The 24,527-nt window shown below is 71.9% G+C and carries 17 protein-coding genes; 5 read left to right on the top strand and 12 right to left on the bottom strand.

The genetic code is table 11. The features are described from left to right. Positions 1 to 230: 230 nt before the first annotated feature. The gene (locus tag OHA73_RS15970; protein WP_266719789.1) at positions 231 to 1,373 is read right to left on the bottom strand and encodes a carbohydrate kinase family protein; all 1,143 of its coding nucleotides are present in this window, start codon (positions 1,371 to 1,373) and stop codon (positions 231 to 233) included. Positions 1,374 to 1,480: 107 nt separating this feature from the next. Here OHA73_RS15970 and OHA73_RS15975 point away from each other — a divergent pair, with 107 nt between their 5' ends. Beyond that, a complete protein-coding gene (locus OHA73_RS15975; protein ID WP_327655370.1) occupies positions 1,481 to 2,299 on the top strand; it encodes an IclR family transcriptional regulator in 819 nt (272 codons plus the stop codon). A 243-nt stretch (positions 2,300 to 2,542) separates the two neighbouring features. Next, the gene (locus OHA73_RS15980) at positions 2,543 to 3,928 is read left to right on the top strand and encodes an MFS transporter (protein WP_267070502.1); all 1,386 of its coding nucleotides are present in this window, start codon (positions 2,543 to 2,545) and stop codon (positions 3,926 to 3,928) included. Here the strand turns inward: OHA73_RS15980 and OHA73_RS15985 are convergent. The 9 genes from OHA73_RS15985 to hrcA form a co-directional block, all read right to left on the bottom strand. Next, positions 3,880 to 4,911, bottom strand: a complete 1,032-nt coding sequence (locus tag OHA73_RS15985; RefSeq protein WP_267070501.1) for an adenosine deaminase — start codon at positions 4,909 to 4,911, stop codon at positions 3,880 to 3,882. The genes OHA73_RS15980 and OHA73_RS15985 overlap by 49 nt on opposite strands. A gap of 33 nt (positions 4,912 to 4,944) precedes the next feature. Continuing rightward, on the bottom strand, positions 4,945 to 5,853 hold the full coding sequence (locus OHA73_RS15990; protein WP_267070500.1) for a ribonuclease Z: 909 nt from the start codon (positions 5,851 to 5,853) through the stop codon (positions 4,945 to 4,947). A 22-nt stretch (positions 5,854 to 5,875) separates the two neighbouring features. Continuing rightward, entirely contained in the window at positions 5,876 to 6,214 is a 339-nt protein-coding gene (locus OHA73_RS15995) for a histidine triad nucleotide-binding protein (protein ID WP_327655371.1), read from the bottom strand. Positions 6,215 to 6,460: 246 nt separating this feature from the next. Further along, positions 6,461 to 9,691, bottom strand: coding sequence for a S41 family peptidase (locus tag OHA73_RS16000; RefSeq protein WP_327655372.1), 3,231 nt, complete (start codon positions 9,689 to 9,691; stop codon positions 6,461 to 6,463). 45 nt (positions 9,692 to 9,736) lie between these two features. Then, positions 9,737 to 10,273, bottom strand: a complete 537-nt coding sequence (locus tag OHA73_RS16005) for a hypothetical protein (protein ID WP_327655373.1) — start codon at positions 10,271 to 10,273, stop codon at positions 9,737 to 9,739. A 103-nt stretch (positions 10,274 to 10,376) separates the two neighbouring features. After that, complete coding sequence (locus OHA73_RS16010) at positions 10,377 to 11,123, bottom strand: 16S rRNA (uracil(1498)-N(3))-methyltransferase (RefSeq protein ID WP_327655374.1); 747 nt, start codon at positions 11,121 to 11,123, stop codon at positions 10,377 to 10,379. After that, a complete protein-coding gene (locus tag OHA73_RS16015) occupies positions 11,123 to 12,217 on the bottom strand; it encodes a nitronate monooxygenase (RefSeq protein WP_327655375.1) in 1,095 nt (364 codons plus the stop codon). The genes OHA73_RS16010 and OHA73_RS16015 overlap by 1 nt, the downstream gene beginning before the upstream one ends. 790 nt (positions 12,218 to 13,007) lie before the next feature. Then, positions 13,008 to 14,144, bottom strand: a complete 1,137-nt coding sequence (gene dnaJ / locus OHA73_RS16020) for a molecular chaperone DnaJ (protein ID WP_266719771.1) — start codon at positions 14,142 to 14,144, stop codon at positions 13,008 to 13,010. Beyond that, complete coding sequence (hrcA, locus tag OHA73_RS16025) at positions 14,145 to 15,161, bottom strand: heat-inducible transcriptional repressor HrcA (protein ID WP_266719769.1); 1,017 nt, start codon at positions 15,159 to 15,161, stop codon at positions 14,145 to 14,147. A 131-nt stretch (positions 15,162 to 15,292) separates the two neighbouring features. Between hrcA and OHA73_RS16030 the strand changes: the two genes are divergently transcribed. Both OHA73_RS16030 and OHA73_RS16035 read left to right on the top strand, forming a co-directional pair. Further along, positions 15,293 to 16,030 carry an MBL fold metallo-hydrolase gene (locus tag OHA73_RS16030; RefSeq protein WP_327655376.1) on the top strand — a complete coding sequence of 246 codons (738 nt, stop codon included), beginning with the start codon at positions 15,293 to 15,295 and terminating at the stop codon, positions 16,028 to 16,030. A 34-nt stretch (positions 16,031 to 16,064) separates the two neighbouring features. Further along, complete coding sequence (locus tag OHA73_RS16035) at positions 16,065 to 16,883, top strand: DUF3097 domain-containing protein (protein WP_327655377.1); 819 nt, start codon at positions 16,065 to 16,067, stop codon at positions 16,881 to 16,883. 130 nt (positions 16,884 to 17,013) lie between these two features. Here the strand turns inward: OHA73_RS16035 and hemW are convergent, their stop codons facing one another. After that, positions 17,014 to 18,246 (bottom strand): radical SAM family heme chaperone HemW, encoded by a 1,233-nt coding sequence (gene hemW / locus OHA73_RS16040; RefSeq protein WP_327655378.1) that lies wholly within the window; start codon positions 18,244 to 18,246, stop codon positions 17,014 to 17,016. 73 nt (positions 18,247 to 18,319) lie between these two features. Then, positions 18,320 to 20,275, bottom strand: a complete 1,956-nt coding sequence (locus OHA73_RS16045; RefSeq protein ID WP_266719761.1) for an ATP-binding SpoIIE family protein phosphatase — start codon at positions 20,273 to 20,275, stop codon at positions 18,320 to 18,322. A gap of 102 nt (positions 20,276 to 20,377) precedes the next feature. On the opposite strand from OHA73_RS16045, the gene OHA73_RS16050 reads away from it, so the two are divergent. Next, positions 20,378 to 24,514 carry a HAMP domain-containing protein gene (locus tag OHA73_RS16050; RefSeq protein ID WP_327655379.1) on the top strand — a complete coding sequence of 1,379 codons (4,137 nt, stop codon included), beginning with the start codon at positions 20,378 to 20,380 and terminating at the stop codon, positions 24,512 to 24,514. The last annotated feature ends 13 nt before the right edge of the window (positions 24,515 to 24,527 follow it).

Raw genomic sequence — 24,527 nt, forward strand, 5'->3', positions numbered from 1 at the left:
GCGCACAGCTGACAGGTGACGTGTGTGCGTGGGGCCGCCGTGAGGAGCGAGTCCGCGAACCGGGGTACGGCGCGAACTCAGTACGGACGACGGCCGCTGCGGGTCGCCGAGATCATGGGCTTCAGTCCCTGAGGTCCGAGAAGTGGTGGGCCGCCGGACGGCAGCGGCAGCCAATCTCGCACGCCTGCCACCGCCCCGACAAGACATTTACGCCCGGGTCCTTCCAGGCGTTACGCCGACCGTCCGAAGCCGATGGTCGGGACCGCTCGGCGCAAGGGCCACGACCGGGACGTGTCCGGGAGGAGGGGGGACATGAAGGCGTAGCGGTCCAGGGCGCAGCGGCTCTGGTGGTCGTTGGAGCGGACCTCCTTCCACCAGGCCGCGATCTCCGACCAGCCCGGCGCCGACAGGGAGCCGCCGAACTCCTGGACCGAGAGGGCCGCGGTGAGGCCGGCGAAGGCGAGGCGGTCGGCGAGCGGCCAGCCCGCGAGGGTGCCGGTGACGAAGCCGGCGACGAAGACGTCCCCGGCCCCGGTCGGGTCGAGGGCCTCGACCTCGATGGCCGGGACGGACGCCGTCTCGCCGGTGCGTCCGTCCACCGCGTACGCGCCCTCCGCGCCGAGCGTCACCACGGCCACCGGCACATGCTCGGTCAGCGCGTGCGCCGCTTCCCGCGGACAGGACGTGCAGGTGTAGCGCATCGCCTCCTGCGCGTTCGGCAGGAACGCCTCGCAGTGCCGCAGGCCGGGCAGCGCCGCCAGGTCCCAGCGGCCGGTCTCGTCCCAGCCCACGTCGGCGAAGATCTGCGTACCGGAGCGCGCGGCCGTCGCGACCCACGGCTCCTCGGCGCCGGGGACGAGCGAGGCGACGGCGGCCCTGGCGTGCGGCGGACAGTCCGGCGCAAAAGGAAAGGCGGCCCGGAGGGCCTCGGTTGAGGGCGGTGGTGGGAGACGGGAGGGATCGACGGGCGGCGGCTCGTGCCCGTGGCTCACCATCGTGCGTTCGCCCTCGTACGCCATGGACACGGTGACGGGCGAGTGCCAGCCCGGCACGGTGCGCGCGTAGCTGAGGTCGATGCCCTCGCCGCGTTCGAGGGCGTCCCAGCAGTACTCGCCGTAGTGGTCGTCGCCGAAGGCCGCGGCGAGCGAGGTGCGCAGGCCGAGCCGCGCGAGCGCCGTCGCCATGTTCGCGATCCCGCCGGGGCTCGACCCCATGCCGCGCGCCCACGACTCCGTCCCCCGCACGGGCGCGCTGTCGAGGCCGGTGAAGATGATGTCGAGGAAGACCGTGCCGGTGAGATAGACGTCGTAGGGCGGGTCGGCCGTCGTGCGCAGCGCCGCGAGGGGGTCCGTTCTGGGTCGGTTGGAGGTCACGTCGCGCTCCCTGCATCGGTACGGATTCGGACAGTGTGCACGACCGGTTCGCGTACCACGGGGGACGACATCAACCTGTCACGAAGCGGCCGGATTACGATCGGCGCATGGCAGAGAGCAGGGCCGGGCAGCGGCAGGACACCGGGCCGCAGCGCGGCGTGCGCGAGGTGAAGTCGGCTGCCCGCACCGTCGATCTGCTCGACGTGCTCGCCTCCCGCGGCGACCGGCCCGCCCGCCTCCAGGAGCTCGCCGACGAACTCGCGGTGCCGCGCAGCTCCATGTACGCGCTGCTGCAGACGCTCATCGAGCGCGGCTGGGTGCGCACGGACGTGACGGGCTCGCTGTACGGCATCGGCATCCGCGCCCTGCTGACCGGCACCAGCTACCTGGACACCGATCCGTACGTGCGCTCCGTGCGCCCGTTCCTCGACGAGGCGTCGGAGGCGCTCGGCGAGACGATCCACCTGGGGCGCCTCGACGGCTTCGACGTCGCGTATCTGGCGACCCGCGAGTCGCACGAGTATCTGCGCACGATCAGCCGCGTGGGCCGCCGACTGCCCGCGCACATCGGCGCGCTGGGCAAGGCGCTGCTCGCCGAGCGCCCGGACGACGAGCTGCCGCCGGGCCCGTACGAGCAGTCCACCAGGCGCACGCACGCCACCCGCGAGGCGCTCGCCGCCGATCTCGCCGCGATCCGCGAGCGCGGCCACTCGGTCGACCGCGAGGAGGGCGTCGACGGCATCGTCGGCTTCGGCTTCGCGCTGCGCTATGCGGACCCGGCGCACGACGCCATCAGCTGCTCGGTGCCGGTGGCCCGGCTGACGCCGGAGCACGAGGAGCGGATCGTGGCGGTCATGCGCGAGACCCGCGCGAAGATCGAGGCGACGGCCCACCGGGGGACCTCCGGCGTCCCCGACTGGCGCTGAGCGGCACCACCGCACCGCACAAATCGCCTCTTCTGCCCGGCCGAACCACCCCCAAACCAAATGTGTCACGCGTCACACGGCCCCGGCTTTCGTGCACCCCCCATGGACTTGATACAAATTGGCCGCGCCCCCGTCCCCGGTTCGGTCCCGTTCGCAAAGACGTCGCGCTCCCAACTCCCCTGCCTTAGCACCCCCTTGCCCAAAACAGCGTCCAAGGCAAGAGGCCCGTCCTCAGGAACGCCCGTGTCCCGCCGCCCCGCCCGGCCCGCGCTCATCGCCCTCTTCACGGCCGGCTATCTCGCCGCCTATCTCCTGCCCACCATCGTCGGCAGAGTCGCCGACAGCCTGCGGCTCTCCCCCACCCAGGCCGGTCTCATCGGCAGTGCGCTGCTGCTGAGTTCGGCCGCCGCGGGCCTCACGCTCGCGGCCCGCGTCGAACGGGTCGGCGCCCGCCGCGCCGCCCGGACCGGACTGCTCCTCGCCGTCGTCGGATACGGCACCGCCGCCCTCGCCACCACCACACCGATACTCGTCGCGGGTGCGATGGTCGGCGGCTTCGGCTCGGGTACGGCGACGGCCGTCGCGGCCACCGGGATCGCCGCGCAGAAGGACCCGCACCGCGCCTCCACACTCGGCCTGCTGAGCGTCTCCGCGCTCGCGTGCGCCCTCTACCTGACCATTCCGCGGATCAGCGAGGGCAGCTTCCTGCCGTTCGCGGCGCTCGCCGCCACCGCGCTCGCCGTGTGGCCCGCCACCCGCGGCCTCGCGGACCCTGCCACCCCGGACAACTGCGCGGCCCCTGCCCCCAACTCACCGCTCCCCCACGCCCGTTCGGGCCTGCTGCTCGCGGTGACCCTGGTGTGCTGGTCGATGGCGCAGAACGCGCTCTGGGGTGTCAGCAGCCGCATCGGCACCGAACAGGCGGGCCTGTCCGAGGTCGCGGTCGGCTCGGTCTTCGCGGTGGCGCTCGGCGTCGGGCTGCTCGGCGTGATCGGCGCGGGCGCGGTCGGCGTCCGCCTGGGCCGCGCGCTGCCCATCGGCGCGGGCACGGCGGCGATCGCCTGCTGCGTCCTGCTCAGCGCCCGCGCGGACGGCCTCGCGTCCTTCGCCTCGGGCGAGATCGCCTGGAACACCCTCTACCCGGTGGTCCTGTCGTACGTCCTCGGCCTCGCCGCCTCGCTCGACCCGCGCGGCCGCTGGGCGGTCCTCATCGGCTCGGCGTCCTCGCTCGGCACGGCCCTCGGCCCGCTGGCCGGCAGCCTCCTGGCCCAGTCGGTGGGCTTCCCCGTGATGGGCGCGGCGCTCGCCGTCGCGCTGCTGCTGCTCGCGGTGCCGCTGACCGCGGTGACCCTGCACACCGGTGGCCGCCCGCTGTTCGCGGGAGCGGCAAGGCGCCACAGCGGTGCCCCGGTCGGCGCGATCGTGCCGCCGTCGGGTGTGCTGGAGCAGCCGGTGGTCGAGCTGTTCGACATCGAGGTGCCCACGGTCGAGGCGCCCGCGTTCACGACGTTCACCGCGGTGGGCCCCGACGGCGTGGAGCCGGAGCCCCAGCCGTCGGTGCAGGACCTCCGGCCGTCGGTTCAGCCGGAGATGTCGTCCAGCTCGTACGCCTCGACCTCGGCGATGTAACGCGCCCGACGCGCCTCGTCCTCCGCGCTGCCGTCGAGGAACGACGCCACGAACGAGTTGCGGGCCAGTTCCCGCACTCGGTCGTGGTCGAGGGCGAGCGCCTCGTGGACGGCGTGGAAGGTGTCGCCGACGTAGCCGCCGAAGTAGGACGGGTCGTCGGAGTTGACCGTGCACAGCAGGCCCGCGTCCATCATCTTGGCCAGCGGGTGGTCCTCCAGCATGTCGATGGTGCGCAGCCGCACGTTCGACAGCGGGCACAGCGTGAGCGGGATCCGGTCCCGTACGAGGCGGTTCACCAGTTCCGGGTCCTCCAGGGACCGCAGCCCGTGGTCGACGCGCTCGACGCCGAGGATGTCCAGGGCCTCCCACACGTACGACGGGTCGCCCTCCTCGCCCGCGTGCGCGACCTTGCGCAGGCCGAGTTCGCCCGCGGCCTCGTACACGTCACGGAACTTGGACGCGGGGTTGCCGACCTCCGCGGAGTCGAGCCCGACGCCGACGATGCGGTCCAGGTACGGCTTCGCGGCCTCCAGGGTCTCCATCGCCGACTCGGCGGACTGGTCGCGCAGGAAGCAGAGGATCAGCTTGGTGGAGATCCCGTGCCGCTCCTCGCTGCGCGCGAGCGCCCGGTGCAGCCCCTCGACGACGGTGCCCATCTCCACGCCCCGCGCCGCGTGCGCCTGCGGGTCGAAGAAGATCTCGGCGTGCCGCACGCCCTGCTCGGCGGCGCGCGCGAGATAGGCGTCTGCGAGCGCCTCGAAGTCGCCCTCGGTGACAAGGACGGCCATCAGCGAGTAGTAGAGATCGAGGAAGGACTGCAGGTCGGCGAAGAGATACGCCTTCCGCAGCTCCTCGGTGTCGGCGTACGGCAGCGCGATGCCGTTGCGGGCGGCGAGTTCGAAGGCCAGCTCGGGTTCGAGGGTGCCTTCGATGTGCAGGTGAAGCTCTGCTTTGGGGATGCGTGCGAGTGGTGCGAGGGACATCCGACCATCGTACGCAGGGCCGGATGCCTTGGCTCAGCGACGCTTCGGTACGGGGACGCGGTCCAGGTCGCGGGCGACCGTCAGCTCCCCGTCGAACCCGGTGGCGCGGGCCTGCCGCGCGAACTCCACCGGGTCGGTGTAGCGCTGGCTGAAGTGGGTGAGGACGAGGTGCCGCACACCGGCGTCCCGGGCGACGCGGGCGGCCTGCCCCGCAGTCAAGTGCCCGTGATCGCCGGCGAGTTGATGATCCTCGTCGAGAAAGGTCGACTCGATGACGAGCAGATCGCAGCCCTCGGCGAGCGCCTCCACGCCCTCGCACAGCCGGGTGTCCATCACGAACGCGACGCGCTGCCCGCGCCGCACCTCGCTCACCTCGTCGAGCGTGACGCCCCGCAGGACGCCCTCCTTCTGCAACCGCCCGACGTCGGGCCCCTTGATGCCGTGCGCGGCGAGCCGCTCGGGCAGCATGCGGCGCCCGTCGGGCTCGACGAGGCGGTAGCCGTACGCCTCGACGGGATGCGAAAGGCGACGGGCTTCGAGGCGGTACGCGGGGGTGTCCGCGAGCACCGCGCCCTCCCCGGCCACCGGCTCCTCCGCGATGTCGACGGTCTCCCGGTACGCGGTGGAGTACCGCAGCCGGTCGAAGAACCGCTGCCCGGACGCCGGGTAGTGCGCGGTCACCGGGTGCGGCACCCGGTCGAGGTTGATCCGCTGGATGACGCCCGCGAGGCCGAGGGAGTGGTCGCCGTGGAAGTGCGTGACACAGATCCGATTGAGGTCGTGCGCGGCCACGCCGGCGCGCAGCATCTGCCGCTGGGTGCCCTCGCCGGGATCGAAGAGGATGCCCTCGCTGTCCCAGCGAAGCAGGTAGCCGTTGTGGTTGCGCTGCCGGGTCGGCACCTGGCTGGCGGTGCCGAGCACGACGAATTCCCTTACGGACATGGGGCGTTGGACCCTGCCGCCGCTATCCGGGGGGCCACTGCAGGCCGCGGCCGCCGAGGACGTGGGCGTGCGCGTGGAAGACGGTCTGGCCCGCGCCGCTGCCGGTGTTGAACACGATCCGGTAGCTGTCCAGCTTCTCTTCCTTGGCGACCTCGCCGGCCTCGCGCAGCACGTCCGCGGCGATGGCCGGTTCGGCGGCGGCGAGGGAGGCGGCGTCGGTGTAGTGAAGCCGCGGGATGACCAGGACGTGGGTGGGCGCCTGGGGGTTGATGTCCCGGAACGCGACGGTGGACTCCGTCTCGCGGACCAGTGTGGCGGGGACGTCCCCCGCGACAATCTTGCAGAACAGGCAGTCGTCCATGTGGGTCCCCTCAGCGGTGGTCGTCGGTATGGCCGCATCGTATCGATCAGTCCCACGGGGTGGCGCCCACGGGGCTCCGCCCCGGACCCCGCTGCTCAATCGCCGCAGGGGCTTAAATTGCCCACCCCCGCCGCCTGGGGCGCATCGGGTGGCTGCCGCCCCCGCCTTGGGCAATCTGCCGCCTTGGGCGGCAGGGTGGGCAAGGCGGCCCCCGGTGCCGCGCAACGAGAACCAGGGGCCCCGCCGCTACTCCCCCGAAACCCGCGGCAGCGTGGGCGCGGCCTTCGCCGGGTTCTCGACCAGCGCGGCCAGCGCGATGCGGATCGCCTCGTCCAACTGCGGGTCACGCCCCGCCGCCGCGTCCTGCGGGGCCATCACCACCTCCACGTCAGGGTCCACCCCGTGGTTCTCCAGACCCCACCCGTAACCCTCCATCCACGTCGCATACTTCGGCTGCGTGACCAACGTCCCGTCCACCAACCGGTACCGGCTGTCGATGCCGATGACGCCGCCCCAGGTACGTACACCCACGACGGGCCCGATACCGAGCGCCTTGATCGCCGCGTTGACGATGTCACCGTCCGAGCCGGAGAACTCGTTGGCCACCGCCACGACAGGACCGCGCGGCGCGTCCATCGGATACGTGAAGGGGCGACTGCCCCGCGGCACGTCCCAGCCCACGACGCGCCGCGCCAACTTCTCCACGACGAGCTGCGACGTGTGCCCGCCCCGGTTCTCCCGGACGTCCACGACAAGCCCCTCCCGCGCCACCTCCACGCTCAGGTCCCGGTGGATCTGGGCCCAGCCCGGCGCCTGCATGTCCGGGACGTGGAGGTAGCCGAGCCGCCCACCCGACTGCTCGTGGACGTACGCCCGGCGATCGGCCACCCACGCGTGGTACCGCAGCGGTTCCTCGTCGTCGAGCGGCACGACGATCACGTGCCGCGGATCGCCGCCACCGGCCGGCGAGACCGTCAGCTCGACCGGCTTGTCGGCGGTGCCGACCAGCAGCGGCGCGGGCCCGGTCACCGGATCGACCGGCCGCCCGCCCACCGCCACGATCGCGTCCCCGGCGCGCACCGCGACACCGGGCGCGGTGAGCGGGGAACGGGCGCGCGGGTCGGACGTCTCGGAGGGCAGCACCCGGTCGACGACCCAACTGCCGTCCTCATGACGGGAGATGTCGGCGCCGAGCAGCCCCTGTCGGCGCGCGGAGGTCCACCGCCCGCCCCTCGGGATCACATACGCGTGCGAGGTCCCGAGCTCACCCTGCACCTCCCACAGCAGGTCGACCAGGTCGTCGTGCGTGGCGAGCCGGTCGAGCACCGGCCGGTACCGCTCCAACACCCCGTCCCAGTCCACCCCGTTCATGTCGGCGCGCCAGAAGTTGTCCCGCATGAGGCGCCCGGCCTCGTCGTACATCTGCCGCCACTCGGCCGCCGGGTCGACGATCTGGCTGACCCGGGACAGGTCGACGGTGATGTTCGTGTCGCTGTCGTCGTCGTGCGCGGGCCGCCGGTCGCTGGGGACCACCTTCAGGACCTCGCCGGTCCACAGCAGCACCCGCTTGCCGTCGCCCGTGACCTCGAAGTGGTCGGCGTCGGCGCCGATCTCCTCGATGCGCTGCTGGGCCAGGTCGTAGCGCTCCAGGCGGTTCTTGGGCTCCGGCGCGTCGAGACCGGCCCGGGAGTCGCCGAGCACGCCGCGCACCGGGTGCCGCAGCCACAGCACGCCGTCCTTGGCAGTCCGCAGCCTGGAGTAGCGCGCGGCCTCCACCGGGAACGGCACGATGCGGTCGAGCAGGCCCTCCAGGTCGACCCGGGTCGCGGGCGCGCCCTCGCTGTCGGGCGTCTCGTCCTTGTCGGGAGTGTCGAAGGCCCGGCCGTGCCGCTGCGGCCCGAACGGGGACGGGGTCGTCGCGGCCAGCGTGATCAGGTGCGGCCGCGAGCCGCTGACGAACGCGAGGTCGAAGGCGTGCTCGTCGTAGACCGGGTCGAAGGAGCGCGCCGACAGGAACGCCAGGTGCTTGCCGTCGAGCGTGAACGCGGGCGCGTAGTCCCGGAAGCGCAGCGGGGTCGCCTCGCTGACGGACAGGTCGGTGGCGTTGGCGAGCTTGAGCTGGCGCAGGTCGTGCGGGCCGGGGTGCGACCAGGCGAGCCACGCCGAGTCCGGGGAGAACGCGAGCCCCGTGGCGTTCCCGTCCTCGCTGCGGTCCACCTCCCGTACGTCGCCGCTGTCCCGCTCGACGAGCAGTACCCGGCCGTCGTGCGAGGCGACGGCGACCCGGCCGCCGTCCGGCGCCACCGTCAGGGCGAGCACCCGGCCGAGCCGGCCCGCGCCGAGCCTGCGCGGCGTGGCGCCCGGCGCGGCCCCGGTGGCGGGCGCGAACTCCAGGGCGTCGTCGCCCTCGGCGTCCGTCACCCACACGACGTGTTCCTCGCCGTCCACGCGGAAGGTGTGCGGGAGCCGGGCGCGTACGCCCGGTTCGGCGGCGAGCGCGCGGGCGGGGCCCGCACGGTGGGTCACCCAGTGCACGGCGCCGCGTACGTTCACGGCGCTGCCGCGACCGGTGTGGTCGGGGGACGCGGCGCCGAACCAGTTCGCGGCGTCGACGGGCCGCGGCTGCAGATCGACGCGCTGGCCGCCGAGGCGGATGTCGAGCCGGCGCGCCTCCACGCCCTCGTCGAGCCCCTCGACGGCCCACAGTTCACCGGCGCTCGCGTAGACGACCCGCTCGCCGTCGGTGGCGGCGTGCCGCGCGTAGAAGCCGTCAAGGCCGCTGTGCCGCCGCAGTTCGGTCCCGTCGGAGAGGGAGGAGTAGAGCGCGCCGACGCCCTCGTGGTCGGAGAGGAACGCGACCCGGTCCCCCACCCACATGGGGCACTCGATGTTCCCGTCGAGCTCGGCGTGCAGCCGTACGAAGTCCCCTGCCCCGCCCTCGCCCGCGGCAGCCCGGTCGATCCACAACTTGCCCGCCGTGCCGCCCCGGTACCGCTTCCACCACGCGGCCTCCCGCCCCATCGGCGCGGACAGCAGCAGCACCTGGGTCCCGGGCCCGAACGCGACGCCGCCCACGGGCCCGTACGGCAGGGTCTCGGCGGGTCCGCCGTCCAGCGGCACGGCCCGCGCCCAGCTGCGGCGCAGCGAGGCCTGGCCGTGCGTGGTGGTGGCGAGGACCCGCCCGTCGGGCGTCCAGCCGCGCACGCTGGTCGTCCAACTCCCCCAGTGCGTCAGGCGCTTGGCGGGCCCGCCGGCCACCGGGGCGATGTGCACCTCCGGCGCTCCGTCGCGGCGCGAGGTCCAGGCGACCGTCTCGCCGTCCGGGGAGAGCCGGGGGTTGCCGACGGGCATGTTGTCGGCGCTGACCCGCCAGGCGCGGCCGCCGTCGAGGGGCGCGGCCCACACGTCGTCCTCGGCGGTGAAGACCACCAACTCGCCGTGCAGGTGCGGGAACCGGAGGTACGCAGGAGTCGTCACCCGGCCCAGCCTAAATTTGGCCGCCGCCCACGTCAGCCCGTCTGATCACTTGCCCTGGAAAGTCGGCGGGGGCGCCGTCACGGTGACGGTCTCGGTGATCGTGCCCGTGGCGCCCGGTTGCGGCTCCTGCGGCTTCGGGTCCTCCGAGGGCGCCGGCTGCTGCGAATCCTGCGGTGGCGAAGTACTGTCGCTCGCCGCGCAGTTGCCGAGCACACCGACGCTGAACCACACCTTGTTGTCGATACGCCCGATGATCTTTCCGCGCACGCACTTGCCGGAGACGACCCCGTACACCCACCCCTCCACGGTGATGTCCTTGCCGTCCTTGGTCTTTCCCCGGCACTCGACCTTCACCTCGCCCGACGTGGCGCTACCGGACGGAGAGCTGCTGCTGAACGTGCCGTTGCAGCTGAGCCAGGCGACATTGGCGTTCTGCCGGTTCAGCTCGTCGGTGGCCGTCTGATCGGTGGTGATCGCGACCGTGGACACATTGAGGTCGCCCTCGATCGGCTGGCACGCGACGCCCGTGGCGACGACGGCAGCAACGAGGACAAGCCCGCTGAACCCTCTCGATCCCCGCATGCACGGCAGAATGCCAGTGGACGTACAGCCTCGGTAGTGCGGTTGCAGCCACTGTTGCAGTCACTGTGGACACACCCGTCGGACGGGTACCTGTGACGGGTGCCTACCCCCACCGTCCCGTACGTCCCAGCAGCAACGCCACCGCCGCCGTTCCGGCCGTCGACGTGCGCAGGACGCTCCGCCCGAGCCGCATCGGCCGCGCCCCGGCCTCCTCGAAAACCGTCAACTCCTCGGGCGACACGCCGCCTTCGGGGCCGACGACGAGCACGATCTCGCCGCTGTCCGGGAGTTCGGCCGAAGCCAGCGCCCCGCTCGGGGTGTCCCGGTCCTCGTGCAGCACCGCCGCGAAGTCCGCCCCGGCGAGCAGCGCGGCGACTTCCTTCGTCGTCGCGGCCTCCCCGACGTCCGGAAACCGCACCCGCCGCGACTGCTTCCCGGCCTCCCGCGCGGTGGCCCGCCACTTGCCGAGCGCCTTGAGCCCGCGGTCGCCGCGCCACTGCGTGATGCACCGGGAGGCGGCCCACGGCACGATCGCGTCGACGCCGGTCTCGGTCATGGTCTCCACGGCGAGCTCGCCCCGGTCGCCCTTGGGCAGCGCCTGTACGACGGTGATCCGCGGCCGCTCCTCGGTCTCCACGTGCACGGGGCCCGCGTCGACGAGCAGCCGGTCCTTGCCCTCACTGCCGGTGACGACGGCCTCGCACCACGAGCCGAGCCCGTCGGTGAGCGTCACCGTCTCCCCGGCCCGCAGCCGCTTCACGGAGACGGCGTGGCGCCCCTCGGGCCCGTCGAGCACATACGCGCGGTCGCCGGGGACGGCCCCCTCGACGACGAATACCGGAGCGGTCATCAGGCGGCGCCCCGCTGCGTCAACGCGGCCCTGGCGGCGTCGAGTTCGGCCGCGAGGACCTCCACGAGCTGCCCGGCAGGGAGCTCCCGCGCGAGCCGGTGCCCCTGGCCCGCCCACAGCGCCATGCCCTGCGGGTCACCGGCCTTGGCGGCGGCCTTGCGCAGCGGCGACGTCATGTGGTGGACCTGCGGGTACGCGGCGGGGGCGTACGGGCCGTGCTCACGCATGAACCGGTTGACGAGCCCGCGCGCGGGCCGCCCGGAGAAGGCACGGGTCAGTTCGGTCCGGGTGAACAGCGGGTTGGTCATGGCCTGCTTGTGCGGCTCCGGTGCCCCGGACTCCGGGGTGACCAGGAACGCGGTGCCGAGCTGCGCGAGGTCGGCGCCGGCCGCGAGCACCGCGGCGATCTGCGCGCCGCGCATGATCCCGCCGGCGGCGATGATCGGCAGCTGCACGGCCTCGCGCACCTGCACGATCAGCGAGAGCAGGCCGAACCCGCTCCCGTCGGCCTCGGGGTTGTCCCGGTGCGTGCCCTGATGCCCGCCGGCCTCGACCCCCTGTACGCACACCAGGTCGGCGCCGGCCTCCTGCGCGGCCTGCGCCTCCTCCACCGACGTGACGGTGACCCCGACCTTCGTGCCCACGCGCTGCAGCGCCTGTACGACCGAGCGCCGGGGGCAGCCGAAGGTGAAGGTGACCAGCGGAACGGAGTCGTCGACGAGGATCGCGAGCTTGGCGTCGTAGCCGTCGTCGCTGCAGCTGTCGGTCTCCCCGAGCGGGGTGCGGTACCAGGTGGCCTCGCCCGCGAGCTGGTTGCGGTAGACCTCGACGGTGGCCGGGTCCGCGTGCTCGGTCTGCGGCATGAAGAGGTTGACGCCGAAGGGCCTGGCGGTCAGCGCCCGCGCCTGTTTGATCTCCTCGTACATCCCGTCGGCCGTTTTGTACCCGGCGGCGAGAAACCCGAGCCCGCCCGCCTCGGCCACGGCGGCGACCAGTGCGGGGTGCGAAGCGCCGCCCGCCATGGGGGCCTGCACGATCGGAAGTGGGCAGAGATCGGTCAGTGCGGAGGACATGACCGCATCGTGCCATGTCACCCGCGACCGACCGAATCGACCGGGACGCCACCCCGGCCCCCGCGGGCTCTCGCCCAAGAGCGGAGCTGACTTCGCCGAACCGGCGTCACGGCCACGGGGCTCCGCCCCGGACCCCGCGGGCTCCCGTCCCAGAACGGGGCTGATTGTGCCGAACCGGCGTCACGGCCCGGGGACGCCGTCCCGACCGGACCGACTTCACCGAACCGGGGTTACGGCCTCGGGGCTCCGCCCCGGACCCCGCTGCTCAATCGCCGCAGGGGCTGGAATTGCCCACCCGCCGCGGAGCTTGAATTGCCCCACCCGCCCGCAGGCAATCGCCCGGCTCCCGCCCATCTCCCACCCGCCCGCCCCCTCCGGGGGCGTCGGCCCGACGGGGTACCGCCACCCGCCTTGGCCGATCCGCCGGCAGCCACGGCTCCCCACCCGTCGCGGTCGACACTGCCCCCGCCTTGGGCAACCCGCCGCAAGCACGGCTCCCTACCCGTTGCGGTCGGCCGCACCCGACTTGGGCAATCTGCCGCCTGGGGCGGCAGGGTGGGCAAGGCGGCACCCCGGTGCCGCGCACCCCTTACGGCGGGCCCGGCCCCGGTGCAGCGGCCGGCACCCCGGCGCAGCGCACCCACAACGCAGGGCCCGCCCCCGGCGCAGCGACCGGCACCCCGGTGCCGCACAACGAGAACGACAGGCGCCGACCCCGACACAGGCCCGGAACACCGGCGCCGCGCACCGTGGACACACGTCGGCCCCCGGTGCCACGCACCGGGGGCCGACCTTGCCTACGACGGCTGACTCAACGGCCGTTGAACGCGTCCTTCAGGCGGGAGAAGAGCCCCTGCTGACCCGGCTGGAACTGCCCCGTGGGCCGCTCCTCGCCGCGCAGCTTGGCAAGCTCCCGCAGCACCCGCTCCTGCTCCGGGTCCAACTTCTGCGGCGTCATGACCTCGACGTGCACGATGAGGTCACCACGGCCGCCGCCCCGCAGATGCGTGATACCGCGCCCGTGCAGCGGAACCGATTGGCCGGACTGCGTGCCCGGCCGGATGTCGACCTCCTCCGTGCCGTCGAGCGTCTCCAGCGGCACCTTCGTGCCGAGGGCCGCCGCCGTCATCGGGATGGTCACCGTGCAGTGCAGATCGTCGCCGCGCCGCTGGAAGGTCGGGTGCGGGAGTTCGTGGATCTCCACGTAGAGGTCACCGGCGGGGCCGCCACCGGGGCCGACCTCGCCCTCGCCCGCGAGCTGGATCCGCGTGCCGTTGTCCACACCGGCCGGGATCTTCACGGTCAGGGTCCGACGGGAGCGGATGCGCCCGTCGCCCGCGCACTCCGGGCACGGAGTGGGCACGACCGTGCCGAATCCCTGGCACTGCGGGCACGGCCGCGAGGTCATGACCTGGCCGAGGAAGGACCGCGTCACCTGCGAGACCTCACCGCGCCCGCGACACATGTCGCAGGTCTGCGCCGAGGTACCGGGCGCCGCGCCCTCACCGCTGCAGGTCGTACAGACCACAGCCGTGTCGACCTGAATGTCCTTCGTGGTGCCGAAGGCCGCCTCGTCCAGCTCGATCTCGAGCCGGATCATGGCGTCCTGGCCGCGCCGCGTACGGGACCGGGGCCCGCGCTGCGACGCCGTGCCGAAGAAGGCGTCCATGATGTCCGAGAAGTTCCCGAACCCACCGGCGCCGAAGCCACCGGCCCCGCCTCCACCGGACTGCGACAGGGGGTCGCCCCCGAGGTCGTAGACCTGCTTCTTCTGCGGGTCGGAGAGCACCTCGTAGGCGGCGTTGATCTCCTTGAAGCGCTCCTGAGTCTTCGGGTCCGGATTCACATCCGGGTGAAGCTCACGCGCCAGCCTTCGGAAGGCCTTCTTGATTTCGTCCTGGGAAGCGTCGCGGCGCACGCCTAGTACGGCGTAGTAGTCCGTGGCCACTTACGACTCCGCCAGGATCTGTCCGACGTAACGTGCCACTGCGCGTACTGCTCCCATCGTTCCCGGGTAATCCATGCGGGTCGGGCCGACCACGCCGAGCTTGGCCACTGCCTCGCCGCCCGAACCGTAGCCGACCGACACGACGGACGTGGAGTTGAGTCCCTCATGGGCGTTCTCATGACCGATCCGTACGGCCATGCCCGAATCTCCCAGCTCGCCAAGGAGCTTGAGGAGCACGACCTGCTCCTCCAATGCTTCCAGAACGGGCCGGATGGTGAGGGGAAAATCATGTCCGAAGCGAGTGAGATTGGCGGTTCCGCCGATCATCAGCCGCTCCTCGGTCTCCTCGACGAGTGTCTCCAGAAGGGTGGAGAGCACCGTGGAGACCGTGCCCCGGTCCTCCTGCTCGAAGGCGTCCGGCAGGTCCTGCACCAGCTGCGGCACGTCGGCGAACCTGCGGCCCGCGACGCGGCTGTTCAGCCGGGCCCGCAGGTCCGCCAGGGACGACTCACCGAACGGCGCCGGGCAGTCGATCATCCGCTGCTCCACGCGCCCGGTGTCCGTGATCAGTACGAGCATCAGACGGGCGGGTGCGAGCGCGAGCAGCTCGACATGGCGCACGGTGGACCGGGTCAGGGACGGGTACTGGACGATCGCCACCTGCCGCGTCAGCTGCGCGAGCAGCCGTACGGTGCGTCCGACGACGTCGTCGAGATCGACGGCGCCGTCCAGGAAGTTCTGGATGGCACGCCGCTCGGGCGCGGCCATCGGCTTCACGGCGGTGAGCTTGTCGACGAACAGGCGGTAGCCCTTGTCGGTGGGGATGCGCCCGGCACTGGTGTGCGGCTGGGCGATGAATCCCTCGTCCTCCAGGGCTGCCATGTCGTTGCGCACGGTCGCCGGCGAGACCCCGAGCTTGTGCCGCTCGGTGAGCGCCTTGGAGCCGACGGGCTCCTCGGTGCCGACGTAGTCCTGGACGATGGCGCGCAGCACTTCGAGCCTGCGTTCATTGAGCATCGGCGCACACCTCCAGAAACAGCCGTTGCGGTCATCCTGTCTTTGGCACTCCATGTGGGCGAGTGCCAATCGTCCCCGGGTCAGTGTACGGCCGGTGGGTACGGGCCCGGCAAGGGCGCTAGCGTCGAGGTATGGAGTTCGCGCAGCGTATCGATTGGGCCTCGGTGGGTTGGGAGGGGCTCGCGCCGAATGTGGGGCGGGTGCGGTTGCCGGGCCTGGACTGCACGAGTGGCCTCGTCGTGGGTGAAGAAGCGGCGCTCTTGATCGACACCGGATCCTCACTCCGTGAAGGCGCCCGGCTGCGCGCCGATGCCCGCGCGCTCCTCGGGGCGCACCGGAGAGTGACCCATGTCGCGTTGACGCACCCGCACTTCGACCACGTGCTCGGCACGGCCGCGTTCGCGGGCGTCGAGGTGTACGGGGCGGTGGGCATCGACACCCTCTTCGAGCGCGGCGCCGAGGGGCTGCGCGCCGACGCGGTGCGGCACGGTGTCGACCCGGACGCGGCGACCGAGGCGGTCGACATCCTCGTCACCCCGCCGCACCGGGTGTGCGGCGAGTGGACGCTCGACCTGGGCGGCCTGACGGTGCTGCTCGCGAACATCGGCCCGGCGCACAGCGGCCATGACCTGGCCGTACTGGTTCCGGGGTCCCCGGAGATCGTCTTCTGCGGCGACCTGGTCGAAGAGTCGGGCGAACCTCAGGCGGGCCCGGACGCGGCACCGCGCCACTGGCCCGCGGCGCTCGACCGGCTCCTCGACCTCGGCGGCGAGGACGCGGTGTACGTCCCGGGGCACGGTTCGGCGGTGAATGCGCAGTTCGTCCGCGCGCAACGCGCCACATTGGCGACGCGTTTCGGCGTGTCGTAGCCCTGGCCTGCGCACTTCTCTTATCGTCTGCCGGATGCGCCAGTACTCTGCCGACCTGACTCCCCCCTGGAAGCGGAACAAGCCGGTCCCCGAGGTTCCGGCCGAACCGGACCTCGTCGTCGAGGAGGTCACCACGGGCTTCTGCGGAGCGGTGATCCGGGTCGAGAAGACGGCGCAGGGTCCGACGGTGACCTTGGAGGACCGCTTCGGCAAGCTCCGGGTGTTCCCGATGGAGCCGCGCGGCTTCATGATCGACGGCAAGGTCGTCACCCTCGTACGCCCCTCGGGGCCCGCCCCGACCCGCCCCGCCCGGAGCGCGTCCGGCTCGGTGGCGGTCCCCGGCGCCCGCGCACGGGTGGCCCGGGCGGGCCGCATCTACGTGGAGGGCAAGCACGACGCCGAGCTCATCGAGCGGGTCTGGGGCCACGACCTGCGCATCGAGGGCGTGGCGGTGGAGTTCCTGGAGGGCGTCGACGACCTTCCGTCGATCGTCGACGACTTCGCCCCCGGCCCGGACGCCCGCCTCGGCGTCCTGGTCGACCACCTGGTGCAGGGCTCGAAGGAATGGCGCATCGCCCAGTCGGTGACGAGCGAGCACGCACTGGTCGTCGGCCACCCGTACATCGACATCTGGGAGGCGGTGAAGCCGTCATCGGTGGGCATCGAGGCATGGCCCCGCGTCCCCCGCGGTCAGGACTGGAAGACGGGCGTGTGCCGGGCGCTGGGCTGGCGGGTGGCGAACACGGGCGAGGCGTGGCAGTACATCCTGAGCCGGGTCCACTCCTACAAGGACCTGGAGCCAGAACTCTTGGGCAGAGTGGAAGAGTTGATCGACCACGTAACCGTGACCTGACGCTTTCCAGTGCGTTAAGCACACCGGGTCTGGCCGACTGTGTGCTCTCCGCCTTCGCGGAGGTGTCCCGTCGATCAGTTCGTCCACTCGGCCGAGGAGTTCGTCTTCCCCACCTACGTGGGGGTGCGCCTCAGTCCACCAGGTCCCGCACCACCGCGTCCGCCAGCAACCGGCCGCGCAGCGTCAGCACCGCGCGGCCCGCGGCGAACGGCTCCGCCTCCAGCAGACCGTCCGCCAACGCCTTCCGCGCCGCCGCGAGCCCGTCGGCCCGAAGCAGCTCCAGCGGACATCCGTCACGGAGTCGTAGCTCAAGGAGAATCCGCTCGACCCGGCGGTCCTCCTCCGCGAGGAGTTCCCGACCGGCCCCCGGCGAGCGCCCACCCGCGAGCGCCGCCGCGTACGCGCCCGGGTGCTTGACGTTCCACCACCGCACCCCGCCCACGTGCGAGTGCGCCCCGGGCCCGGCCCCCCACCAGTCGGCCCCGCGCCAGTACAGCTCGTTGTGGAGGCAGCGCCCGGCCTCGGACGTCGCCCAGTTCGACACCTCGTACCAGTCGAACCCGGCCGCCCCAAGCACCTCGTCGGCGATCAGATAGCGGTCCGCGTGCACGTCGTCGTCGGTCATCGGCACCTCGCCGCGCCGGATCCGCCGCGCGAGCTGCGTACCCTCCTCGACGATCAGCGCGTAGGCCGAAACGTGGTCGGGCCCCGCCCCGAGCGCCGCGTCCAGCGTGGCCCGCCAGTCGTCGTCCGTCTCGCCCGGCGTGCCGTAGATGAGGTCGAGGTTCACGTGCTCGAACCCGGCCGCCCGCGCCTCCGCGACACAGGCCTCGGGCCGCCCCGGCGTATGCGTACGGTCGAGGACCTTCAGGACGTGCTGCCGGGCGCTCTGCATCCCGAACGAGATCCGGTTGAAGCCGCCTGCCCGCAGCTCCGCCAGGTACGCCGGGTCCACCGACTCCGGGTTCGCCTCGGTCGTGATCTCCGCGTCGTCCGCGAGCCCGAACTCGTCGCGGACCGCCGCCAGCATCCGTACGAGGTCGGCGGCCGGCAGCAGCGTCGGCGTACCGCCCCCGACGAACACGGTCCGGACCGGGCGCGGGTCGTCGCCGAGCACCTTGCGCGCGAGCCGCACCTCGTCGATCAGCGTCTCCGCGTAGTTGTCACGGGAGGCGAGTACGCCGCCCGTGCCGCGCAGCTCGGTGGCCGTGTACGTGTTGAAGTCGCAGTAGCCGCAGCGCGTGGCGCAGTACGGGACGTGCAGGTAGAAGCCGAGGGGTCGGGACCCGGCCCCGGCGAGGGCGGACGCGGGCAGCGAGCCGTCGTCGGGCACGGGCTCACCGTCGGGAAGTGCGGAAGGCATGGACCCATTGTCCCGCCTCCGCGACCGACCGGATCGCCATGGGCGGCGCCGACCCGTGGGCGACGCCGCCCCCTCACTGCGCCTGGAGCACCAGCAGCGCCAGGTCGTCGTCCGGCGGGCTGTCACCGAAGGCGTGCACGAGCCGCCGGATCCGCTCGACGAGCAGCGGCGCCGTCAGGCCCGCGCACCCGGCGAGCGCCTGCGCGAGCCCGTCCCCGTCGTCGAACTGGAGGGCCCCGCGGCGCCGCTCCGTCACCCCGTCGGTGACGCCCAGGAGCGTGTCCCCGGTGCGCATCACAAACGTTTCGCTTGTGTAGTCCGGATCGTCGACGACGCCGAGCAGCACCTGTGGCGTGGCCGCGGCGACGACCTCCCCGCCGGGCCGCATGAGCAGCGGCAGCGGATGCCCGGCGGAGGCGATGGTGCACAGCACGCCGTCCTCGGTGGGCGTCAGCTCTCCGTAGAGGAGCGACAGGAAGCGGGACGTGGAGCCCTCCGGTGGCACGCCCCTGCCGTCGGCCGCGGCGAGCGCGCGGGCCGCGGCGTCCGAGGCCTCGGTCGCGTCGTCGAGCAGCAGCCGGTTGAGCCGGTCGAGGACCTGCGCGACCTGGTACTCCTCGCGGGCGAGCAGCCGCAGCCAGGGCCGTACGAGCCCGATGACGACGGCGGCCTCCGGGCCCTTTCCCTGGACGTCGCCGAGCGCGAAGCACCAGCGTCCGGCGCCGGCCGGGAACACGTCGTAGAAGTCGCCGCCGGGTCCTCCCGCCTCCTTCGGCTCGTACACGAGGGCGCTCGCCACGCCGGGGATCTCGGCCATGACCGTGGGCAGCAGGCCGCGCTGCAGGATGCGGCTGATGGTGGCCTGCCGGGTGAAGCGGCGGGCCGCGCTGACGGCGAGGGCGACGCGCCGGCTGAAGTCCTCGACGAGCCCGGTGATCTCGTCGGGGAAGCGGTGCAGACCGGCCCGCCCGATCAGCAGGATGCCGAGGGCGCGGCCGCCGGCGGAGAGCCGGTAGGCGAGCGCCGAGCCCGTGTCCTGGGTGACCGGGCTGCTCTGCGCGTCGAAGGGCCAGGGCACGGGGACGGCGCCGGAGAGCCGGTCGGGCAGCCGCGGGGGTTCCTTCTCCAGGAGCCCGCGGAGCTCCTCGGTGCGGTGTTCGTGGGTGTGCCAGACGCGGGCGAGCCGGGGCAGCGGCATCGGGTCGGCGCCGCGCATGTCGTGCTCGACGACGCCCGGCAGGCCGCGCCCCTCCTCCTCGTAGAACCAGACGGCGCACCAGTCGGCGAGCCGCGGCACGAGGAGCTGGCCGACGAGCGCGGCGACCATGTCCTCGTCGAGCTGTCCCGCGAGCAGGTCGGAGGCCTCGGCGAGGAAGGAGAGAGCGCCGCGGTTGATCCAGTCCTGGTCCTGGGGGGCGCGCCGGGACGCGGGCGCCAGGATCTCCGCGGCGCGCAAGCCCCTCTGCAGGCTGCGCACGCCGGCCGGAGTGTCGGGAGTCTCAGCGGCGGGTGTCGGGGCGTCTGCGGGGATGCGGGCCCAGACGGTCTTGGCACCGTGACCGTAGGTGATGCCCCACAACTCGGAGAGGGAGGCGACGAGTTGGAGTCCGCGGCCGTACTCGGGGATTTCCGGCGAGCGGAACGCCCGGTCGTTGCGGACGGCGCGGGCCGGGTGCCGGTCGGTGACCTCGACGACGAGTCCCGCGGTGACGCTCCCGTCGGGGGCGGCGCCCTCCAGGCGGCACAGCAGGTCGACGCCGGTGCCGGCGTGGACGACGGCGTTGGTGACGAGTTCACTGAGTACGACGGTCGCGTCGTCCATGAGCCGCCCGTCGAGGGTCAGGGACTCCGACAGCTCGGGCAGTTCGGTCCAGTCGACGAACGCGGCGCGCAGGAAACGACGGGCGGCCGCGGGCGCGAGCGGGTTTCCGGGCAGCGACGTGCGCGCGGCCACCGGCACCCCGGTCGCCTGGTCAGGCGCGTCCGGGGCGCCGAAGGCGCTCTCCCGCTGGATCGGAATGGAACCCACGTTTCGGCTCCTGGTTAGTTGTGGCAAAGACGCCTCAGGCGACACCGACAGAGTGACAGACTGACCACGCCCATAAGCGTGGAGTTACCTAAGTAGGCCGCTATGAGTGAGAACAGTGGTATGCGTGCACCTCAGAAGGGCTACGGTGACGAAGCCATCCGCCCGAGTGATCTCCGGCCGTTACTGGCCGCGCTGACGGCTGCCCGGGACGGCACGTTCGCGCATGTACCGATCGCGGCGGACGGGATCGTCGGCGAGCTCGGCGCGACATTCAATCAGCTCGCCGACCGCAGCGTGCACTTCAACGCCGAACTGGCGCGGGTGCGGCGGGAGATCACCCGGCACGGCCGGCTCGACGAGCGCCTGGAGGCGAGCCCTGGACAGGGCGCCTGGGTGACCCGGGTCGGCGACGTGAACACCATAATCGACGCGCTCGTCGCGCCGGCCGCGAACGCCACGCGGGTGCTCGAGGCGGTCGCGGGCGGCGACCTCACCCAGCGTGTCGACCTGCACGACGGCACCCGCCAACTCCGGGGCGACCTGCGGCGGTTGGGTCGTTCGGTCAACAAGATGGTGGACCAGCTCTCCCTGTTCACCGGCGAGGTCACCCGGGTGGCACGCGAGGTGGGCACCGAGGGAAGACTCGGCGGGCGCGCCAAGGTGACCGGCCTGTCCGGGAGTTGGCGCGATGTGACCGAGGCGGTCAACACCATGGCCTCGCGGCTCACGGCGCAGGTGCGGGACATCGCGCTCGTGACGACGGCGGTGGCCCAGGGCGATCTGACACGTACGGTCACGATCGAGGCGACGGGCGAGCTGCTCGAACTCAAGCTGACCGTGAACACGATGGTCGACCAGCTCTCCGCGTTCGCCGACGAGGTGACCCGCGTCGCCCGCGAGGTCGGCACCGAGGGCCAGCTCGGCGGCCGCGCCCAGGTCCGCGGCGTCTCCGGCGTCTGGAAGGACCTCACCGACAACGTCAACTTCATGGCGTCGAACCTGACCTCGCAGGTCCGCAACATCGCGCAGGTCACGACGGCCGTGGCGGACGGCGACCTGAGCCAGAAGATCACGGTCGACGCGAAGGGCGAGATCCTTGAGCTGAAGTCGACCATCAACACGATGGTCGACCAGCTCTCCGCGTTCGCCGACGAGGTCACCCGCGTCGCCCGCGAAGTCGGCACCGAAGGCCAGCTCGGCGGCCGCGCCCAGGTCCGCGGCGTCTCCGGCGTCTGGAAGGACCTCACCGACAACGTCAACTTCATGGCCGACAACCTGACGTCGCAGGTGCGCAACATCGCGCTCGTGTCGACGGCGGTGGCGCAGGGCGACCTCGGTAAGAAGATCACCGTCGAGGCGAAGGGCGAGATCCTCGAACTCAAGTCGACCATCAACACGATGGTCGACCAGCTCTCCGCGTTCGCCGACGAGGTCACCCGCGTCGCCCGCGAAGTCGGCACCGAGGGCAACCTCGGCGGTCAGGCCCAGGTCCGCGGCGTCTCCGGGGTCTGGAAGGACCTCACCGACAACGTCAACTTCATGGCGTCGAACCTGACCTCCCAGGTCCGCAACATCGCGCAGGTCACGACGGCCGTGGCCCAGGGCGACCTCGGCAAGAAGATCTCGGTCGACGCGCGCGGCGAGATCCTGGAGCTGAAGGACACCGTCAACACGATGGTGGAGCAGCTGCGCGGCTTCGCCGACGAGGTGACCCGCGTCGCCCGCGAGGTCGGCACGGACGGCCGCCTCGGCGGCCGCGCAACCGTTCACGGCGTGTCGGGCGTCTGGAAGGACCTGACCGACAACGTCAACTACATGGCGGACAACCTGACCTCACAAGTGCGGAACATCGCGCAGGTCGCCACGGCCGTGGCCCAGGGCGACCTCTCCAAGAAGATCGACGTCGACGCGCGCGGCGAGATCCTCGAACTGAAGACGACCATCAACACGATGGTCGACACGCTCTCCTCGTTCTCCTCCGAGGTGACCCGAGTGGCCCGAGAGGTCGGCTCCCAGGGCCAACTCGGCGGGCAGGCACGGGTCGAGGGTGTGTACGGCACGTGGAAGCGCCTGACGACGAACGTGAACGAGCTGGCGCTGAACCTGACCACGCAGGTCCGCGCCATCGCCGAGGTCGCCTCCGCGGTGACCTCGGGCGACATGTCCCGCTCGATCACGGTCGACACGCAGGGCGAGGTCGCCGAGCTCAAGGACAACATCAACCTGATGGTGGCCAACCTCCGCGAGACGACCCGCGCGAAGGACTGGCTGGAGTCGAACCTGGCCCGCCTCGCCGCCCTGATGCAGGGCCATCGCGACCTGATGGAGGTCGCCGACCTGATCCTGCGCGAGCTGACGCCGCTGGTGAACGCCCAGTACGGCGCGTTCTTCCTCGCGGAGGAGGACGACGACGGCTCACAGCAGCCAATGGCCGTACCCACCAAGGGACTTGCGTACATCGCCGGTTACGGTTCGGGCTCCGCCTCGGTCATCAACACGGGCGGGATGCCGGTCCACGGCCTCGTACGGCAGGCGGCGCTGGAGAAGAAGCGGATCCTGGTGGAGGAGGTGCCGACGGACTACATCAACATCAACAGCGGGCTCGGCGAGGCGGCGCCAGCGTCGGTCGTGATCATTCCGATCCTCTTCGAGGACACGCTCCTCGGTGTGATCGAGCTCGCCTCCTTCTCCCGCTTCTCCGACGTCCACCTGGCGTTCTTCGACCAGTTCGTGAACACCATCGGCGTCGCCATCAACACCATCATCGCCAACTCCCGTACGGAGTCGCTGCTCGGCGAGTCCCAGCGGCTCGCCATCCAGCTCCAGGACCGGTCGAACGAAATGCAGCGGCAGCAGGCCGAGTTGCAGCGCTCGAACGCCCAACTGGAGGAGAAAGCCGCCCTGTTGGCGACCTCCTCGCAGTACAAGTCGGAGTTCCTGGCGAACATGTCGCACGAGCTGCGCACCCCGCTCAACTCCCTGCTCATCCTGGCCCGGCTGCTCTCCGACAACCCGGACGGCCATCTCAACGACCAGGAGGTCCAGTTCGCGACGACGATCCACCGCTCCGGCTCGGACCTGCTCCAGCTCATCAACGACATCCTCGACCTGTCGAAGATCGAGGCCGGCCGGATGGACGTACGCCCCAAGAAGCTCCCCCTCATCAAGGTCCTCGACTACGTCCACGCGACCTTCCGGCCCATCACCCTCGACCGCGGACTCGCCTTCGAGGTGTCGGTCGGCGAGGACGTGCCGCGCGAGATGTTCTCCGACGAACAGCGCCTCCAGCAGATCCTGCGCAACCTTCTGTCGAACGCGATCAAGTTCACCGCGCAGGGCCGCGTCGAACTGCGGGTCCGCCTGGTCAAGGCCCCCGAAGGGGCCCAGCTGGTCGACAGCGAGGACCTGCTCGCCTTCGCCGTCACCGACACCGGGATCGGCATCCCGCGCGACAAACTCGCCGTCGTCTTCGAGGCGTTCCAGCAGGCCGACGGCACGACGAACCGCAAGTACGGCGGCACGGGCCTCGGCCTGTCCATCAGCCGGGAGATCTCCGCGCTGCTCGGCGGCCACATCGTCGCGGAGAGCGAGCCCGGCGAGGGCTCCACCTTCACCCTGTACGTCCCCGTGCGCTGCCCCGGGCACGAGCCGCCCGACGGGTACGAACCGTCCACCCTGCCGCAGTCGGCCCTCGTACCGGAGCAGGGCGTCTCCATGGACACGTACGCGTCCCTGCAGCCGCCGGAGCAGGAGGACAACTGGCCGGCGCCGACGAAGCTGGAGCGGTGGAAGACGGGCAGGCCGGGCCTGGTCCTGCCGGGCCGCCGCGTCCTGATCGTCGACGACGACATCCGCAACGTCTTCGCGCTCACCCACGTACTGGGCCGCGTCGGCATGCCTGTCCTGTACGCGGAGAACGGCCGCGAGGGCATCGAGACGCTGGAGAGCCACCCCGATGTCGAACTCGTCCTGATGGACATCATGATGCCCGAGATGGACGGCTACGAGACGATCTCCGTCATCCGCGGTACGCCACGATGGGCCGGTCTTCCCATCGTCGCGCTCACCGCCAAGGCCATGCCCGGCGACCGCGAGAAGTCGATCGCCAAGGGCGCGAACGATTACGTCCCGAAACCGGTGGACGTCGACCAGTTGCTGAATGTCGTGTGCGAGCTGCTGGCCCCCGAGGAGGCGGAACCGTCCGCCCCCCGAGGTCTCCGGCACTCCGGCGACCACTGAGTGAGGCACCGTC

Origin of the sequence: Streptomyces sp. NBC_00483 (assembly GCF_036013745.1) — a bacterium.
GTDB lineage: Bacteria > Actinomycetota > Actinomycetes > Streptomycetales > Streptomycetaceae > Streptomyces.